The organism is Vibrio hepatarius (genome assembly GCF_018860525.1).
GTDB lineage: Bacteria > Pseudomonadota > Gammaproteobacteria > Enterobacterales > Vibrionaceae > Vibrio > Vibrio hepatarius_B.
The window spans coordinates 158,196-176,639 of sequence record NZ_JAHKPM010000032.1 but is presented as its reverse complement, the minus strand read 5'-3'; the positions used below and the strand labels follow the sequence as shown (position 1 = coordinate 176,639).

The 18,444-nt window shown below is 43.0% G+C and carries 19 protein-coding genes; 7 read left to right on the top strand and 12 right to left on the bottom strand.

What is annotated here, in order from left to right:
• Positions 1 to 61: 61 nt before the first annotated feature.
• Positions 62 to 601 (top strand): PadR family transcriptional regulator, encoded by a 540-nt coding sequence (locus tag KO511_RS09550; protein WP_171360240.1) that lies wholly within the window; start codon positions 62 to 64, stop codon positions 599 to 601.
• 56 nt (positions 602 to 657) lie between these two features.
• Here KO511_RS09550 and cysE read toward each other — a convergent pair whose 3' ends face one another.
• The 5 genes from cysE to epmA all read right to left on the bottom strand — a co-directional run bounded on the left by cysE (position 658) and on the right by epmA (position 4,912).
• Positions 658 to 1,479, bottom strand: a complete 822-nt coding sequence (gene cysE, locus KO511_RS09545; RefSeq protein ID WP_171360239.1) for a serine O-acetyltransferase — start codon at positions 1,477 to 1,479, stop codon at positions 658 to 660.
• A 57-nt stretch (positions 1,480 to 1,536) separates the two neighbouring features.
• On the bottom strand, positions 1,537 to 2,571 hold the full coding sequence (gene gpsA, locus KO511_RS09540; RefSeq protein ID WP_215987208.1) for an NAD(P)H-dependent glycerol-3-phosphate dehydrogenase: 1,035 nt from the start codon (positions 2,569 to 2,571) through the stop codon (positions 1,537 to 1,539).
• A 218-nt stretch (positions 2,572 to 2,789) separates the two neighbouring features.
• Positions 2,790 to 3,257, bottom strand: coding sequence for a protein-export chaperone SecB (gene secB / locus KO511_RS09535; RefSeq protein ID WP_215987207.1), 468 nt, complete (start codon positions 3,255 to 3,257; stop codon positions 2,790 to 2,792).
• Between the two features lie 137 nt (positions 3,258 to 3,394).
• Positions 3,395 to 3,829: a rhodanese-like domain-containing protein gene (locus KO511_RS09530; RefSeq protein WP_215987206.1), complete on the bottom strand. Its 435-nt coding sequence runs from the start codon at positions 3,827 to 3,829 to the stop codon at positions 3,395 to 3,397.
• A 111-nt stretch (positions 3,830 to 3,940) separates the two neighbouring features.
• Positions 3,941 to 4,912 carry an elongation factor P--(R)-beta-lysine ligase gene (epmA, locus tag KO511_RS09525; protein WP_215987205.1) on the bottom strand — a complete coding sequence of 324 codons (972 nt, stop codon included), beginning with the start codon at positions 4,910 to 4,912 and terminating at the stop codon, positions 3,941 to 3,943.
• A 412-nt stretch (positions 4,913 to 5,324) separates the two neighbouring features.
• Between epmA and frdA the strand changes: the two genes are divergently transcribed.
• The 4 genes from frdA to frdD are packed head-to-tail and all read left to right on the top strand — an operon-like array spanning position 5,325 to position 8,664.
• Complete coding sequence (gene frdA, locus KO511_RS09520; protein ID WP_215987204.1) at positions 5,325 to 7,130, top strand: fumarate reductase (quinol) flavoprotein subunit; 1,806 nt, start codon at positions 5,325 to 5,327, stop codon at positions 7,128 to 7,130.
• Positions 7,130 to 7,894, top strand: a complete 765-nt coding sequence (locus tag KO511_RS09515; RefSeq protein ID WP_215987203.1) for a succinate dehydrogenase/fumarate reductase iron-sulfur subunit — start codon at positions 7,130 to 7,132, stop codon at positions 7,892 to 7,894. Before frdA ends, KO511_RS09515 begins: the two co-directional genes overlap by 1 nt.
• On the top strand, positions 7,891 to 8,274 hold the full coding sequence (gene frdC, locus KO511_RS09510; protein ID WP_215987202.1) for a fumarate reductase subunit FrdC: 384 nt from the start codon (positions 7,891 to 7,893) through the stop codon (positions 8,272 to 8,274). Before KO511_RS09515 ends, frdC begins: the two co-directional genes overlap by 4 nt.
• Before the next feature lie 12 nt (positions 8,275 to 8,286).
• Complete coding sequence (gene frdD, locus KO511_RS09505; protein WP_215987201.1) at positions 8,287 to 8,664, top strand: fumarate reductase subunit FrdD; 378 nt, start codon at positions 8,287 to 8,289, stop codon at positions 8,662 to 8,664.
• Positions 8,665 to 8,758: 94 nt separating this feature from the next.
• On the opposite strand, the gene KO511_RS09500 is transcribed toward frdD, so the two are convergent.
• From KO511_RS09500 to priA, 6 genes are all read right to left on the bottom strand, one after another.
• The gene (locus KO511_RS09500) at positions 8,759 to 9,442 is read right to left on the bottom strand and encodes a nitroreductase family protein (protein ID WP_215987200.1); all 684 of its coding nucleotides are present in this window, start codon (positions 9,440 to 9,442) and stop codon (positions 8,759 to 8,761) included.
• A 169-nt stretch (positions 9,443 to 9,611) separates the two neighbouring features.
• Entirely contained in the window at positions 9,612 to 10,943 is a 1,332-nt protein-coding gene (gene hslU / locus KO511_RS09495) for an HslU--HslV peptidase ATPase subunit (protein WP_215987199.1), read from the bottom strand.
• A gap of 38 nt (positions 10,944 to 10,981) precedes the next feature.
• On the bottom strand, positions 10,982 to 11,524 hold the full coding sequence (gene hslV, locus KO511_RS09490) for an ATP-dependent protease subunit HslV (protein WP_215987198.1): 543 nt from the start codon (positions 11,522 to 11,524) through the stop codon (positions 10,982 to 10,984).
• A 156-nt stretch (positions 11,525 to 11,680) separates the two neighbouring features.
• Positions 11,681 to 12,223, bottom strand: a complete 543-nt coding sequence (locus tag KO511_RS09485; protein WP_215987197.1) for an SPOR domain-containing protein — start codon at positions 12,221 to 12,223, stop codon at positions 11,681 to 11,683.
• 124 nt (positions 12,224 to 12,347) lie between these two features.
• Positions 12,348 to 13,355 (bottom strand): DNA-binding transcriptional regulator CytR, encoded by a 1,008-nt coding sequence (gene cytR / locus KO511_RS09480; protein ID WP_215987196.1) that lies wholly within the window; start codon positions 13,353 to 13,355, stop codon positions 12,348 to 12,350.
• 247 nt (positions 13,356 to 13,602) lie between these two features.
• Complete coding sequence (priA, locus tag KO511_RS09475; RefSeq protein ID WP_215987195.1) at positions 13,603 to 15,801, bottom strand: primosomal protein N'; 2,199 nt, start codon at positions 15,799 to 15,801, stop codon at positions 13,603 to 13,605.
• 281 nt (positions 15,802 to 16,082) lie between these two features.
• Between priA and rpmE the strand changes: the two genes are divergently transcribed.
• Positions 16,083 to 16,298, top strand: coding sequence for a 50S ribosomal protein L31 (gene rpmE, locus KO511_RS09470; RefSeq protein WP_125319321.1), 216 nt, complete (start codon positions 16,083 to 16,085; stop codon positions 16,296 to 16,298).
• 243 nt (positions 16,299 to 16,541) lie between these two features.
• Entirely contained in the window at positions 16,542 to 17,819 is a 1,278-nt protein-coding gene (locus tag KO511_RS09465) for a malic enzyme-like NAD(P)-binding protein (protein ID WP_215987194.1), read from the top strand.
• A 141-nt stretch (positions 17,820 to 17,960) separates the two neighbouring features.
• On the opposite strand, the gene metJ is transcribed toward KO511_RS09465, so the two are convergent.
• Positions 17,961 to 18,281, bottom strand: a complete 321-nt coding sequence (gene metJ, locus KO511_RS09460) for a met regulon transcriptional regulator MetJ (RefSeq protein ID WP_125319319.1) — start codon at positions 18,279 to 18,281, stop codon at positions 17,961 to 17,963.
• Positions 18,282 to 18,444 lie beyond the last annotated feature (163 nt).

Genomic DNA, 18,444 nt, shown 5'->3' with positions numbered 1-18,444 from the left:
TAGAAGCACAACAGTAATCAAGCAGTTATTAAGTATTTATTTGACCATTTGGATTAAAGACATGTCATTACCACACGTTATCCTAACAGTTCTCAGTACACGCAATGCAACTGGATATGATATCACCAAAGAATTCTCAGCCACTATTGGTTATTTTTGGAAAGCAAGTCATCAGCAGGTCTATCGCGAGCTCAACAAAATGGCTCAAAACCAGCAAGTTACTTGTGTTTTAGAGCCTCAGGAAGGCAAACCAGACCGCAAAGTTTACTCAATTACTGAAGCAGGACGCGTTGCTCTTGGTGATTGGTTCGATCAACCAACAGCCCATCCAACAGTTCGTGATGAGTTTTGTGCTAAGTTGATGGCTTGCGCTGTACAACCATCCGCACCTTATCGCAAGCAACTTGGGGAACTAGTCGAAGAATCACGTAAGCTTGTTGCGCATTACAAAGAAATCGAGAATGCTTATTACTCAGCACCTGCGACACTCGACAAACAACAGCGTCTTGAACGTTTGACACTGCGTCGCAATCTATTAGTACGCCAAGCATGGGTAGAATGGGCCGAAGAAACACTTTCAGAGCTCGATGCACTAGCCTAAAATGATTAAAGAAGTTAAAGGGTTGATCTTATAGTCAACCCTTTATTTTAAAGACCTTAGATACCATCACCACCGACAAAACTTTGAGAACGGCCATTAAATTGTTGGTCCATATCAAGAGAAGGCTTATCAGTCTTAGGGCGCCCAACAATTTTAGCAGGGACACCAGCTACCGTAGTATGAGGTGGTACTGGTTGTAAAACCACAGAACAAGAACCAATTTTAGCACCTTCACCAACCTCGATATTACCAAGGATCTTGGCACCAGCACCTATCATCACACCCTCACGTATTTTCGGATGTCGATCACCACATGCCTTACCTGTACCACCTAAAGTAACATCCTGAAGAATCGATACATCATTTTCGACAATCGCCGTTTCACCAATGACTATTCCCGTCGCATGATCAAGCATAATACCTTGGCCTATACTTGCAGCAGGGTGGATATCCACCTGACAAGCAACGGAGATTTGATTTTGCAGATAGGTCGCAAGCGCTATTCGCCCTTGGTTCCATAACCAATTGGCCACACGATATCCCTGAAGAGCATGGTATCCTTTCAAGTACATCAAAGGCATAGAATACATAGAAACAGCAGGGTCACGATTCACTGTGGCACAAATATCACAAGCAGCAGCCTCAGTGATGGAGTTATCAGCATTAAAAGCTTCTTCAACCACTTCACGGACAGCCATCGCTGGCATTGATGCCGTGTTGAGTTTATTTGCTAAAATATAGCTTAAGGCAGCAGCTAGGCTATCATGCTTAATGATCGTGGCATGATAGAAACTTGCCAGCATCGGCTCTTGCTCAGATAAGTCACGAGCTTCTTCCACTATCGTCTGCCAAATTTTCTGTGTTTCACAATGTTTCATTTCTCAACCTTACATCCAAATACATCTAGATGCCTTTGCCTTAACCGTTATCGACCTCTAAGCTTCTGCTTTTTTATCACGGGCAAGTAAATCCCTTGCAGCAAGGTGCGCATCTTTACCTTGATACAGTACTTGATATATTTGGTCAACAATTGGTAATTCAACACCCACTCTTTTTGACAGCAACCATACCTCTTTCGTATTGCGATACCCTTCAACAACCTGACCTATTTCATCCTGAGCATCTTGCACCCCTTTCCCCTCTCCTAATGCCAAGCCAAAACGGCGGTTACGCGATTGGTTGTCTGTACAAGTCAACACAAGATCACCAAGCCCAGCCATCCCCATAAAGGTTTCTGGTTGAGCTCCAAGTGCGACGCCAAGTCGAGTCATTTCTGCTAGCCCACGAGTAATAAGTGCAGTGCGAGCATTAGCACCAAAACCAATACCATCAGACATACCAGCACCAATGGCAATAACATTTTTAACCGCCCCACCAAGCTGCATACCTGTAAAATCACTATTGGCATACACTCGAAAGGTTTTACTGCAATGTATTTTATCCTGAAGATCAGCAACAAAACCTTCATCTGGTGAAGAAACAGATATCGCAGTAGGCATTCCCATAGCCAATTCTTTCGCAAATGTTGGTCCTGAAAGTACAGCCAACGGATAGCTATCACCAAGGGTTTCTTGAGCAACATCTTGAAGCAAACGACCTGTTTCTGGCTCGAGACCCTTAGTCGCCCAACAGAGCCTAGAATCTTTGCGCAAATGAGGCTTAGCCTTAGCCAATACTTCAGCAAAAACATGACTTGGAACGACGATAAGCAAGTCTCGACTTTCTTGCACTGCCTTTACTAAATCAGCTTCCACAATCAAGGATGGCGGAAATTCAACTCCAGGTAAAAATGCATGGTTAGCGCGTTCTAATTGTAAGCGTGACATATGCTCAGGGTTATGCCCCCAGAGGACTACATTTGCACCATTTCTCGCCAATGATATTGCGAGAGAGGTACCATAGGAGCCTGCGCCAAGTACGGTCATTGCTATCTTTTTACTGTCGCTGCTCATGGTGTATGTATCTGTCATGATTTTACCTGATTAGTATTGAAGACCAACGAATCATGCGTGTTGAGCCTAAATTAAACATTCCATCTGATAGTAAACGAATCATCAGAAGAGTGAGTACCATTACACAACATTGTACGTTGTATATGAAAATTGTACGTCGCAAATGAAAAATGCACATTGCATCACTCATGTGACGCTCTGTGCATTTCATTGAACTTCAGTAATAGCCTTGAAAGTTAGGCTTCTACTTTACCTTCTTCCTGAGCTTGTTGCTGCAAGTAGTTCATGAACAATGAATCAAAGTTCACTGGCGCAAGGTTAAGTTGCGGGAAGGTTCCTTTTACGACCAAGCTTGAGATGGTTTCACGAGCATAAGGGAAAAGAATATTTGGGCAGAATGCACCCAAGCAATGAGCAAGCTGACCTGACTCCATTTTATCAGCGGTAAAAATTCCGCCCTGTTGAACTTCACATAAAAACGCTGTTTCTTCTTCATTTTTAACTGTCACGGTTAAACGTAATACAACCTCATACACGCCTTCACCAAGCTCACGGCTCTGAGTGTCTAAATCAAGTTTGACATCTGGATTCCACTCTTTTTGAAACATGTTTGGTGAGTTAGGTGCTTCAAAAGACACATCTTTAAGAAAAATACGTTGAATTGCGAAGTTCTGAGCTTCTTGTTGTGGTGCTGCTTCAGCCATTTTAAAATCCTTTACTAATCGAGTTGCCTGCGTAGAGGCTTAGCGAGAGTTTTATTCATAGGTGCCATTATCAAAAATGTCACACCTCTCTCATACAAACACCGCTTTATCAAGCGACGCTCAAAAACCATTGAAAATTACTTTTTGCCTTTCACTAATGGGAGGTTTGCTTCATTCCAAGCAATCAGACCATTTTTAAGCAAACTGACATTTTCAAATCCAGCATTTGCCAGAAGGTTAGCGCTCTCTTGCGCTGTCTGACCTGTCTTGCATACAACGATAATTGGGCTAGATTTGTAATTTTCAAGTTTACCTAAGTTACCGGCTTTAATATCAGAAGGTAAAATGTGAACTGCGTCCGTAATATGACCCGTGCGAAAGTCATCTTTACTACGGATATCAATCACAACTCCTTTCTCACGGTTCATTAGATATGTGGTTTGTGATGCTGTAATTTCTTTATAAGCCGCTGTACTTGTTTTCACGATATTCATGATAAGGGCAACAAATATGCCTACCCAAACCAAAGAAAGGATCAAATTTTCTTGAAAAAATGCGATGTACTCTTGCATATCCTGCGCTCTTCGATACTAGAACCGCTTATTGGCAGCGGTCCTGAAATGTAAATTTAGACTGCTATTATAACGAGGATGGCCTCTCTTAGCGAGATATAACCTATAGATTCACGCCCGGTAAAAAGGAAAGGCTATTACCTGTTCAATGTGCTCTTCTTGAGCAGCTAACATCATAAGTCGGTCTATCCCCAAAGCAACACCCGCGCACTTAGGAAAACCAGCCTCAAGAGCTTGAATCAAACGATAATCAATCGGTTGAGTCGGCAAACCTAAACACTCACGTTTATGGTTATCTTCTTCAAAACGTTTTAGTTGTTCCTCTGCGCTATCAAGCTCATGAAACCCATTTGCAAGCTCAACACCTTTAAAATACACTTCAAACCGTTCTGCGACTCTAGGGTCCTCGAGACTAATTTTTGAAAGTGCAGCCTGAGATGCAGGAAAATCATAAACAAAAGCTGGTTCCTGTTGACCAATTTGAGCTTCAATACCCACACTAAATAACAGCTGCAACAAGGTATCTCGGTCTTTCTCATCCTGAGCTATATCGCCAAGCCCCAGATTATTTGCAATTTCTCTTAACGTAGACATTGTAGCTTCTAGTGGACAGACACCTAACACGCCAAGAAAAGCCTCTTGATAGGTCATACGCCTGGCTGGCTTTACTTTAAGAGTCAGCTGCATAAGCTGATCCATTTCATCCATTAACTGGTGGTGGTCAAAGCCCACTCGATACCATTCCAACATGGTAAATTCAGGGTTATGGTAGCGCCCACTTTCTTCATTCCTAAAAGACTTACAAATCTGATAAATACAGCCACTTCCTGCGGCCAAAAGACGTTTCATGTGAAACTCAGGGCTAGTCATTAAATACACAGCTTGCCCTCTAGCATAATTTGGCCCGACAAAATTTGTCTCAAAGGCATGTAAGTGTATATCTGTCACCGCTGCATGACTAAGCGCAGGCGTATCAACCTCTAACACAGATCTATCAGTAAAAAATTGACGAATTTCCTGTAGTAATTTCGCTCGGCCTTTAAGCTGAGCTAACGACGCTACCGGCTGCCAAGTTTTATGCATTTCTGACTACTCATGAATATCTACTTTGAATGGGAAATTATCACCTTTCTCTTCATTTGCAAGTCTGGCAGTCATTTACTTTCAATACAGGTGAGGGCTGGAGAAAACGGAGCGACAAAATACCGCGAAGCAACTCCTTATAGAAATCCAGGCGAGGCTAAGGGCTAAAGTGGTTTTCTCACATCACTGCACTTCAACGCATCATTTCATCATATGTTGAGTAAAATCATGTCGTGATAGCACTCACATTACGGATATTTTTTATACCTGCATGTGCATTATCGAAGCAAAAACCTAATTACATCAATTTTTATCGCTTACCTCTCTCTTACACTGACCTCAACTTTTATAGGGATTTATCCTTAATAAATAACAAGCGGATAACTTCGCAATTTCATACTGGAGAATAACTGTGAAAACCATCACCACAGATATCGCAGTCATCGGGGCTGGCGGCGCTGGTCTTCGCACTGCTATTGCAGCGGCTGAGGAAAACCCTAATTTAGACATTGCACTTATTTCCAAGGTCTATCCAATGCGCTCTCATACTGTCGCAGCAGAAGGTGGCTCAGCAGCAGTAATCAAGGATGAAGATAGTTTAGACAATCACTTCAACGATACTATTGGAGGTGGCGATTGGCTATGCGAGCAGGACGTTGTTGAATATTTTGTAAAAAATGCAACTCATGAAATGATCCAAATGGAACAATGGGGTTGCCCCTGGAGCAGAAAACCCAATGGAGAGGTCAATGTACGTCGCTTTGGAGGTATGAAAGTTGAGCGCACTTGGTTTGCAGCCGACAAAACTGGCTTTCATATGCTGCATACCCTGTTTCAAACCTCGATTAAATACCCAAACATCAAGCGATTTGATGAATACTTTGTCGTTGACTTGCTCGTTGACGGCGAGGATATTCAAGGACTGGTCGCTATCCATATGTCAGAAGGTGAACTGATAGCAATTAAAGCCAAATCTGTTGTTCTGGCAACAGGAGGCGCAGGTCGTGTCTATCACTGTAATACTAACGGGGGTATTGTAACAGGAGATGGCATGGCAATGGCTTACCGTCATGGTGTTCCATTAAGAGACATGGAATTTGTTCAATACCATCCAACAGGTTTGCCTGGCACAGGTATTTTAATGACGGAAGGCTGCCGTGGTGAAGGTGGCATTATCGTTAACAAAAATGGCTATCGATACCTACAAGATTATGGCATGGGGCCAGAGACACCTGTCGGCCAACCTAAGAACAAATACATGGAACTCGGTCCTCGTGACAAGGTTTCGCAAGCGTTTTGGCACGAACAAAAAAAAGGCAACACCATCAAACATCCACTTGGTGATGTTGTCCATTTAGACCTACGCCACTTAGGCGAAGACTACCTTCAGGAACGCTTACCCTTTATATGTGAATTGGCCAAAGCTTATGTCAATGTTGACCCAGCAAAAGAACCGATTCCTATCCGCCCCACCGTCCATTACACCATGGGTGGCATCGAAACAAACCAAAAATGTGAAACTCGGATTAAAGGTCTATTTTCTGTTGGAGAATGTGCATCTATCGGGCTTCATGGCGCCAATCGTTTAGGCTCTAACTCATTGGCTGAGTTTGTAGTATTCGGACGTGTTGCAGGTGAACAAGCGGTCAAACACGTTGCTCAATTCAAGGGCTGGAACCAAGCATCTATATCTGAACAAATTCAATCAGTTGAGCTAGAAATAAAAGCCTTAATGAACCAGGAAGGTGACGAAAACTGGGCCCAGATACGCGATGAAATGGGCCATGCCATGGAAGCGGGCTGTGGTATATATCGTCAACATGATTTGATGCAAATAACTATTGATAAGATTTCCGAGCTAAAAGAACGTTTCAAGCGCGTGAGCATAAAAGATAAAGGCAAGGTATTTAATACCGACCTACTCCATGCCATCGAGGTAGGTTATGGATTAGAGGTCGCAGAAGCCATGGTCCACTCAGCAATGTTACGTAAAGAATCACGTGGGGCCCACCAACGCCTCGACAATGGATGCACTGAGCGAGATGACATTCATTTTCTCAAACATTCTTTGGCTTTTTATAATAAGGATGCTGCGCCCAATATCGAATACAGCGACGTTACTATTACCAAGTCACAGCCTAAAGCTCGCTTATACGGCGAAGCGGCAGAAAAAGCCGCCGCACAAGAAAATAAGAATTCATTACAGGAGAGTATGTAATGACTGATTGTCCAATCAAAAAAATTGAGATTTTACGCTACGATCCAGAACAAAACACACAGCCATATTGGCAAACATTTAACATTCCCTTTAATGACACCATGTCTACCTTGGATGCATTAGGCTATATCAAAGATAATGTGGATAAAAACCTATCTTTCCGCTGGTCTTGCCGAATGGCGATCTGTGGCTCATGCGGGATCATGGTTAATGGCGTTCCTAAATTGGCTTGTAAAAGCTTTCTGCGCGACTACCCTGAAGGCATAAAAATTGAGCCTTTAGCTAACTTCGCAATCGAAAAAGACTTAATCGTCGACATGACACCTTTTATCGAGCGACTAGAAGCGATCAAACCTTACATTATCGGCAATGATCGTACCCCCAAAGACGGCACCAATATACAAACTCCAGAACAAATGGCCAGATATAAACAATTTGCTGGCTGTATTAACTGCGGATTATGTTATGCCGCTTGTCCTCAGTTTGGGCTAAACCCCGAATTTATCGGGCCTGCCGCGCTAACTCTTGCCCATCGTTATAACTTAGATAGCCGTGATAACGGTAAAGCACAGCGTATGGCAATAATTAATGGTGTCAATGGCGCTTGGGGCTGTACTTTTGTGGGGTACTGCTCTGAAGTATGTCCAAAACATGTTGACCCAGCTGCCGCAGTCAATCAAGGCAAGGTCGAATCCTCAATGGACTTTGTCATTGCAATGCTAAAGCCTGATGGAAAAACACTAGTGCAGGAGGCTGAAAGATGAGTAATCGCAAACCCTACGTCCGTAAAATAACTCGGACTTGGTGGAAAGATCACCCTTTCTATCGCTTTTATATGCTTCGAGAGGCGACAGTTCTGCCCTTAGTGTTATTCACCTTATTCCTCACATTCGGCTTAGGTGCTCTGGTAAAAGGAGTGGACGCTTGGCACACTTGGCTTGAGTTTATGGGCAATCCCATTGTTATTACGATTAATATTCTTGCGCTAGCGGGAAGTCTACTTCATGCGCATACGTTCTTTAGTATGATGCCTCAGGTTATGCCCATTCGCATAAAAGGTAAGCTTTTAAATAAGAGGATGATTGTTTTTACTCAATGGGCAATCGTCGCATTCATTTCACTGACTGTACTTATTATTGTGTAAGGAGCTATGACTATGAAACCTAACTTCTCTGTAGACACCACTCCAAAACGTTCCGATGAACCAATCTGGTGGGGTTTATTTGGTGCAGGGGGAACTTGGTTCGCCATGATAACTCCAGTCACAATTCTAGTCTTGGGAGTATTAGTGCCTATGGGAATTATCGAATCCAATACACTAAGCTATGACCGAGTCCAGACCTTTGCTAGTAGTCTCATTGGCGGGCTATTTATCATTGCCACTCTCGCATTGCCAATGTGGCATGCTATGCACCGCATCCATCATGGAATGCACGATCTAAAAATACATGCAGGTCTAATAGGTAAGATTGCTTGTTATGCACTTTCAGCCATCATCTCAGCCTTAGCTGTAATTTTTATCGTCATTGTATAGCAAGATACCAATACGGGCCTAAAGCTCTTTCGATATGAACTTGTATAGAGACGGTAGGCCCAAACGCTTTCGCGCCATCTATCGTTTGATACTTTCATTCTATAAAAGTCGCGATATCATCTAATGCTTTCTTGTTTAATGCGTGCTTAGGTATTGTTGCCCCTTCATCTGGATAGCCCGTCACTATTAACATGTAAGGTCTATCAATATCTGGGTCACGATGGCATATTCCAGTCAAAAAGCTCATCGGTTTTGGCGTGTGAGTTAGTGTTGCCAGCCCAGAATTATGCAAAGCCTGAAGTAGAAACCCCGTAGCAATACCTACAGATTCATGCACATAGTAGTTCGCCTGCTCTCTATCATTATTGATACCCCCTTTTTTCTTAGAAAATACAGCAATTAGCCAAGGTGCTTTCTCCAAATATGACTTATCAGCATCGGTGCCCAAAGGTTTTAATGCATCGAGCCACTCTTGGCCAGCCCGCCCTTGGTAAAAGGTTCGCTCAAGTTCCTCAGCAGCCTGCCTTATGTCCCCTTTAACCCGGCTATTATGAATTGCCACAAAGTGCCATGGCTGATGATTTGCTCCACTAGGTGCTGTCCCGGCTGCACGTATACAATTCTCTATAATATCTTTTGCTACTGTTCGATCTGAGAAGTTGCGAATAGAATGGCGGCGCTTAAGTTGCTGATAGTTTTGTTTTGCCCGATCAGACATCTCTTCTACCGGTAATTCAATAAAATCACTCAATGGATAATGAGATTCGGCATTCGACATAAGGCTTCCTTACACTGTGAATATCATTCCAATATAGCGATCAATAGGTATGCCGTGGGAGGAAAAAGGTGAGCGAAATAAACGCTGAGAGTCAGTGCAAATTTTCTGGGCAAGAAAAAGCCGATCATGTGATCGGCATTACTCAGATCGTATTGAATTCTCTAAAGGGTTAGAGAATAAAGCGACTTAAGTCCTCATCTTCAACAGTGTCACCCAATTTTTCTCTTACGTATTCAGCATCAATAGTGAGTTTAGAACCCGCTTTATCTGTTGCTTCGAAAGAAATTTCGTCCATCAAACGTTCCATGACAGTATGCAAGCGGCGAGCTCCGATATTCTCAGTGTTTTCATTAACTGTCCAAGCAGCATCAGCAATTTGAGCAATACCATCTTGGGTAAAATCAATATCAACATCTTCTGTTTTCATCAGCGCAACATACTGTTCTGATAAAGAAGCTTTAGGTTCAGTTAAAATACGTTTGAAATCGTCACTTGAAAGCGCCTCTAACTCAACGCGAATAGGCAAGCGTCCCTGTAATTCAGGGATTAAATCTGAGGGTTTTGCGACTTGGAATGCACCTGAGGCAACGAACAATATATGATCAGTTTTAACCATGCCATGCTTAGTTGACACCGTACTACCCTCAATAAGCGGCAGTAAATCTCTCTGAACACCTTCACGAGACACATCCGGGCCAGAGCTTTCACCACGCTTACAAATCTTGTCGATTTCATCTATGAATACAATACCATTGTTCTCAACATTGAAAATCGCCTGTTCTTTGAGCTCTTCTTGGTTAACTAATTTAGCAGCTTCTTCTTCGGTTAGAGCTTTAAACGCATCTTTAATCTTAAGCTTACGTTTTTTCTTAGTTTCACCCGCCAAGTTTTGGAACATTCCTTGAAGTTGGTTGGTCATTTCTTCCATACCTGGAGGTGCCATAATTTCTACACCCATTTGCGGAGCAGAGACATCAACTTCAATTTCTTTATCGTCTAATTTACCCTCTCGTAACTTTTTACGAAAAGACTGACGAGTAGTGGAACTCTCCTCAGCTTGTTCATTCTGCCCCCAAGCATCACGTGCAGGTGGTAAAAGCGCGTCAAGAATACGCTCTTCGGCCTGCTCTTTTGCTCGAAACTGGACTTTTTCCATCGCTTGCTGGTGAGTCAATTTAATCGCCACATCAGTCAGGTCGCGAATAATCGTTTCCACTTCCTTACCAACGTAACCAACCTCTGTGAACTTGGTTGCTTCCACTTTAATGAAAGGCGCATTTGCAAGCTTAGCTAAACGACGGGCAATTTCAGTTTTACCAACCCCAGTCGGGCCAATCATTAAAATGTTCTTTGGGGTAACTTCAACACGCAGACTTTCTTCCAGCTGCATTCGTCGCCAGCGGTTACGCAAAGCAATAGCAACAGAGCGTTTGGCGTTATCTTGACCGATAATATGACGATTTAGTTCATGAACAATTTCACGAGGAGTCATTTCAGACATAATAGAATTCCTTTAGTTCTTATAACCACTATCTTTGCTTATTCAATCTTCTCTGCTGGAGTTTCTAGTTCTTCGATAGTGTGATATTGGTTAGTAAATACGCAGATATCACCTGCGATTTTTAGCGATTTCTGAGCAATTTCACCTGCATCCAAGTCGGTATTTTCAAGCAATGCTGTCGCTGCTGCTTGGGCAAAGCTACCACCAGAACCTATAGCAATCAGATCGTTTTCTGGCTGAACAACATCACCGTTCCCTGTAATAATCAAAGACGCAGTCTCATCTGCTACAGCCAGCAAGGCTTCCAACTTTCTCAACGCACGATCGCTGCGCCAATCCTTTGCTAGCTCCACTGCTGCTTTAGTCAGGTGACCTTGATGCATTTGCAGCTTACTTTCAAAACGCTCAAAAAGAGTAAATGCGTCAGCTGTACCACCAGCAAAACCAGCCAACACTTTATTGTTGTATAGGCGACGAACTTTACGTGCGTTACCTTTCATTACAGTGTTACCCAGTGACACTTGTCCATCACCAGCGATGACGACTTTATTATTTCGGCGTACAGATACAATAGTAGTCACGAGTGGAGCCTCATAAGTATTTTAATTTCAATGTTAGATAATATATGAGGTTATTAATTGACAAATTCAAGGGAAGGAAGAGTTTCAATCGAGAATACTAAATGACGTTGCGACTCTTTAGCATCCAATGCTAACAATCAAACAAAGTCCAGTTAATTACTGCGTATCCTTCCAAATAGCGCAAGGCTCTATCTTCACACGTTGCAGCTTGTGCTTATCCCTTTCAGCATCACGCTTATATTTGTATGGACCTAGAACAACTCGATACCATTTACTGCCTTCTTTTTTGCGTATTTTGCTATTTAAACCTTGGAAAGCAATATCAAGCTTACGAGCTTCAGCCTGCGCTGCATTGGTATAAGCCCCACACTGCATAATATATGGAATCTCAGATACCACTTGCTCTTTAGCTATCACTTCGATTTCGCGGCTTGGTAAAGATTCGACATAATCCCACTTCTCTTCAGGGGGAGGCGGAAGAACTTTTTTTGGTTTTGACTTAGATTGCTTCTGCTGCACGACAGGTTGAGGCGGCTCTGGATCATTACTCAAAATATAAAGCCCATAACCAAACCCACCAGCCAAGCTCAAAGCCAACAGACCACTACGCCAAGGTTTTCTGCTAGTGGACGGTTTTTTACGCGGTGTTTTTCTTCCACTATTACCACGACCGCGTTTTACGTAATCTCTATTTGCCACTACTGTATGTCTATGTCTGCAACCTCTGCTGCTATGGTAATGCAGATTGCGTCCCGATAACAGCGGGGAAATGGAAGCGACACATCAAAATGCATCGCTTTTAAGCACAGCTTAGAAATCAGCCCTAACAATTTCGGGGAGGTGCTGCACTATCTCGAATAATCAATTGAGTCTCGAGCAATCGAGAGCCTGCTCTAACATCCTGTCCTCTTAATAGATCTAGCATCATCAACATAGCTTGACGGCCAATTTCATAACGAGGCTGCGAAATTGTCGTCAGTGGCGGATCACAATATTGCGCAAAGTGAATATCATCAAAGCCTACTACCGACAAGTCCGAAGGTACACGTAAACCTAATTTTTTCGCTTCTTGAATGGCTCCAATCGCCATAGCGTCGTTATGACAAAAAATAGCAGTAGGCGGCTCAGGCAACGCTAATAGCTGCCTAATCCCTTTGGCACCATCTTCAAATGTAAAGCGCCCCTGAATACAGTAATTGGGATTCATGGTAATACCCGCTCGACGGAGCGCTTGCTGATACCCTTGGTGGCGAAACTGGCACAAAACTGCGGACTCTGGTCCAGATAGTTGAGCTATGCGCTTGTGCCCCATTTGAGTCAAATAATTTACGACTTCAAATGCTGAAGTTAGGTTATCAATATGTACCGTAGGTAGCTCAAGTTCTGGCGCAAATTCACATGCCATTACCATTGGCGGTAAATTTTTCTGTTCTGGCTTGCTGACATCAAATGGTAAATCAGTTCCAAGCAGCAACATACCATCTGCTTGTTTGGTAAAAACCAGATTAACGAAAGAGCTCTCTCGTTTTTTCTGTTGCCCACTATCACCAAGTAACACTATGTAGCCATGCTCCACAGCTGCATCCTCAATCCCACGAATAATCTCGGTGTAGTAGGGATCGCAGATATCTGGAATGATAGCGATTATAGTTTTAGACTCATTCCTACGTAGGTTACGTGCCAGTGAATTGGGTGAATACCCTGCTTCTAATACCGCATCCTCGACTCGCTTCCTTGTGGCTGAAGATACTTTTTCCGGATTCATCAGCGCCCGCGATACCGTCGCAGTTGAAACGCCAGCCAGCTGAGCAACATCCTTCATTGTCGCCATAGATTTATTACCCTCTTTATATTCTAAACATGGTAGCGCCTTGAGCTACCTGAATCGATAGTGATAGGCTGCCCCCCTATCAAGACGATTATCTTCCCGACAAATCGTTTATCTATCGCGTATCATTAAAATAAATCATTCAAATCAATTCATAGTTTATTCATTTCAGCGCAGAATATTACGGGGTGATTAACAAAAATCAGACTAGCTGCGAGATATGAATCACAATTAAATGAAAAAGCTGAAATCAGCTTAAATCCTGCGGCTCAATATCTAATGACCAGCGCACTTTTTTCGAATTTGGTAACAACTGAATCGCGGGTTTAGCACTCATAAGCAACTTTTGCATTATCGAGCGACTCTTAGTCTGGAGCATCAATTGCCAACGATGCTTGCCCGCTCTTTTTGCTAAAGGAGCTGGTGTAGGTCCAAGGATCTGACAATCCTGTTTAAATAAAGGGTGCACTTCGAGTGTATAGCGCACCTGACGTAAAAAGTTCTCAACATCCTGAGATTGATTGGCTTCTGCACGAACTAACGTTAAAAACGAATAGGGAGGCAAGTTGGCTATCTGCCGCTCTTGTAATGCAGACTCAGCAAAATGCCGATATCCGTTAGTAATCAATGTTTGGAGTAAGCTGTGATCAGGGTGATGGGTCTGAAGTAGTACTTCTCCGGGTTTACTGGCACGTCCAGCTCGACCTGCGACTTGAATAAATAACTGCGCTAACCTCTCAGAGGCTCTAAAATCACTGCTATACAAGGAGCCATCAACATCAAGTAAAGCCACAAGCGTCACATCAGGAAAGTGATGCCCTTTTGCTAACATCTGAGTACCGATTAAAATCTGATATTCCTTATTACGGATGGCACCAAGGGCCGACTCTAAACTGCCTTTACGTCTAGTGCTATCACGATCAATCCGAATCGTTTTATAATCTGGGAAAAGTATCGATAGCTGCTCATGCAACTGCTCAGTACCAACACCTACAGTAACCAGTTGAGAAGAACCACAGCCATGACACTGTCTTATCGTAGCTTGCTGAGAACCACAATGGTGGCAACGTATTTCATCACTAGATTGATGATACGTATAATAAGCATCGCATCTTTTGCATTCAGCAATCCAACCACAATCATGACACATTAAAGCGGGTGAAAAGCCACGACGATTGAGAAAAAGCATAACCTGATTACCAGCTTCAAGGTGTTTTCGCATCTCAGCGATTAAAGCAGCAGAAAGACCACTTTCTAAATACTGCCCTTTAACGTCGATCACTTTGTTCACGGTTGGTAAAGCTTTGCCTGCTCGTAACGACAGGGTCAGATGGTGATATTTTCTAGATAATGCATTATGCAACGTTTCGAGAGCTGGTGTAGCAGAGCCAAGCACAATCGGTATATTTTCTTTACTTGCTCGCATTATAGCGACATCACGAGCATGATAGCGAAGACTGTCTTGCTGCTTATACGAAGCATCATGTTCTTCATCAACAATAATAATGCCAAGGTCAGCAAAAGGCGTCATCAGCGCAGAACGAGTACCAATGACAATACCCGCAGCTTTATCTCTCGCACTTAGCCATGCATTTAACCTTTCACTGTCATTTAAACCAGAGTGGATTACAGCAACAGGTAAGTTGAAGCGTTTTCTAAATCGATTGATTGTTTGTGGAGTTAAGCCAATTTCTGGCACCAAAACTAAAGCTTGTTTTCCCTGCTCTAGTACCGGTTTTATAAGATTAAGGTAAACTTCTGTTTTACCTGAACCAGTGACTCCTTCAAGTAAGAAACAGCCAAACCCTTGGGAATTATTCACGGTTGCAACAGCGATGGCTTGTTCTTCATTTAATGCGGGCTTATTCACTATGGCCTCAACACTATCTGCCCATTGAGGTTTTGGGTTACTCTCAATCGATGTTATCCAGCCCTTTTGTGCTAATTTCTTTAATACGCTTGGAGTAACTTGCTGACCTATCATGTATTGATGAGAAGTAGGACCATTTTCTAGTATCTTCATCACCTGCGCATGCCTTACTGCACGACCAAAACCTTGCATCAGCTGATCACGCCCAACTGACGTGATGCACCACTCAATAATTGGGGCTAAAGTCGCAGGCTTTCCTTTACGCAATAATGCTGGTAGAGCATTCGCCAGTGTCTCACCCAATGGATATTGATAAAATTTTCCGCACCACTGAAGAAGTTCGTACAAACCATTACTCCATATCGGCTCTAGGTCCAAAACTTGCTTAAGTGGCTTAAGTTTGGCCAAATCAAATTCAGAATCATGGCCCAAGGCAATGACAATCCCAACCATATTCTTGGGCCCAAATGGCACCATAACCCTTCCACCGACAATAGGAATCAAATGAGAAGGTATCTGATAATCGAACTGCTTATCAAGGGGAACCGGCAGAGCTACTCTGGCTATAGTTGGGCGCATATAGGAATAATACTGAAGAGAAGAAACGTGATTAGTCTAAGGTAAAAGTGACCTGCGGGAAAGTAACTGGATTATGTTGGTCATCCGCTCTGCCTAGCGGCTAAAAAAGTAGCAAATTAATGAGTAAATTGGTTGATCCTGAGCACTCTATTCATTAGAATGTCGCGCCTGAGTGATATGGCTTGCCAAAGTGCAGCGGTATCCAAAATTAAATTTTTTAACTTACGTGTGGTGTCCGGCTTAGAATCGGATAGCGACACGGCCTATATAGAGGTTTTCCCATGAAAGTTGGTATCCACCCAGAATACAAAGCAGTTAAAGCAACTTGCTCTTGCGGTAACTCTTTTGAGTTCAACTCAACTCTGACTAAAGAGTCAATCCACCTAGATGTATGTGATAAATGTCACCCATTCTACACTGGTAAGCAACGTATCGTTGATACTGGCGGCCGTGTTGATCGATTCAACAAGCGCTTCGGTGCTCTTGCTTCTAAGTAAGAAATTACTTCTTAGAAGATGAAAAGGACGCTAAAGCGTCCTTTTTTGTTTTTGCCATATATTTTGCTTGATAGCTTGTCATAGGCAACCATTCAGTTGAGCTATCTCTCACTATCTGGTCTTATCTCCTATCAATTAGGCTATTTTGTCACTTTAGCCCGCACTCTCACCTTTGCAGCTTGATTGACTTAATCTAGAATGAATTCTCCCTATCTAAATCATTATTAACGAGTATCTACACCCATGTCCGATGACCATAGCCAAGTACTTTCTCCTGAAGAGCAATTCCGTCAGCAAGCTTTGGATTACCATGCACATCCAATAGCAGGCAAAATTTCCGTAGAGCTATCTAAACCAGCTGAAACCGCCGGCGACTTAGCACTGGCATACAGTCCTGGCGTTGCAGAACCTGTACGTGAAATTGCTCAAAACGCCGACAATGTCTACAAGTACACCGCAAAAGGCAATATGGTCGCTGTCATCTCGAACGGTACAGCAATTCTAGGTCTTGGTAACTTAGGTCCTCTAGCATCAAAACCTGTCATGGAAGGGAAAGCGCTATTATTTAAACGCTTTGCAGGTTTAGATTCTATCGACATTGAAGTAAAGCACCGTACACTTGAAGAGTTCATCGATACGGTCGCCAACATTGCAGATACCTTTGGTGGGATTAACTTAGAAGATATTAAAGCACCCGATTGCTTTGAAATCGAGAAACAGCTTATTGAGCGCTGTGATGTCCCCGTCTTCCATGATGATCAACATGGTACAGCAATCGTCACAGCGGCAGGCATGCTCAACGCTATCGAACTACAAGGGAAAAAGCTCGAAGAAGCCACAATTGTGTGCTTAGGCGCAGGTGCCGCAGCTGTGGCATGTATGGAGCTATTGATAAAGTGTGGCGCAATGCGAGAAAAGATTTACATGCTTGATCGCAAAGGAGTGATACACACCCGCCGTGATGACCTCAACCAATACAAACAACTATTTGCCAACAACACAGATAAACGAACTCTAGAGGACGTAATAGAAGGAGCCGACCTATTCTTGGGTGTCTCTGGGCCAAACTTACTTGAGCCTGAAGCACTTAAGTTAATGGCAGACAAACCCATAGTGTTTGCTTGTTCTAATCCAGATCCTGAAATCAAACCAGAACTCGCTCATCAAGTTCGCGATGATCTTATCATGGGCACTGGACGCAGTGATTATCCAAACCAAGTAAACAATGTACTGTGTTTCCCATTCATTTTCCGCGGCGCTTTAGATGTGCGCGCCAGCGAAATTAATGATGCCATGAAGCTTGCTGCCGTCGACGCTATCAGAGAATTGGCTAAAGAAGACGTACCTGCTGGAGTTCTAAAAGCTGCAGGTGTCGATAAGCTTCAGTTTGGACCAGATTATATTATTCCTAAGCCTATGGACCCACGCCTATTACCACGTGTAGCCAAAGCTGTTGCGAATGCCGCAGTAGAATCAGGTGTCGCTCGTATCGATATGCCTGAGAACTATATGCAGCCATAGCAGTGTTTTTGCTTACAAAAAACCGCTGACTAAAAAGCCAGCGGTTTTTTATCTTGAGCACAGCAAAGGTAAACCCGTACCAACCTTTGTTAATCTAGTAAGCCAATACCGATATTAATTACAATCACTTTGGCTAAAAATTTATTCTTCATCATAAGATTCAAACGCAATTCCCATCTCAGTCATGAGCTTTTTCACTTCTGCCGGAATATCATCGGGGCGATCTTTTCTTAAGTCTTCATCAGTCGGTAATGGCTGGCCTGTGTAGGCGTGCAGGAAAGCTTCACAAAGCAGTTCACTATTGGTCGCATGGCGTAGATTATTAATCTGGCGACGAGTACGCTCATCAGTCAAAACCTTCAATACTTTCAATGGGATAGATACCGTTATCTTTTTAACTTGCTCACTTTTCTTCCCATGTTCAGCATACGGGCTAATATACTCACCGTTCCAATCTGCCATTGCGCACCTTTAATGATTGATTATGTATAAAATTATAAGAGGTAATTTTAGCGGGATTTATGTCCATAAGCAAAGATATATAGACGTCTAGATGTATTGACGCCCAAAAAAACTCAAGGTAAAGTAAAAAGAGTTGATTGGAATAACATATCTCTAACATTGA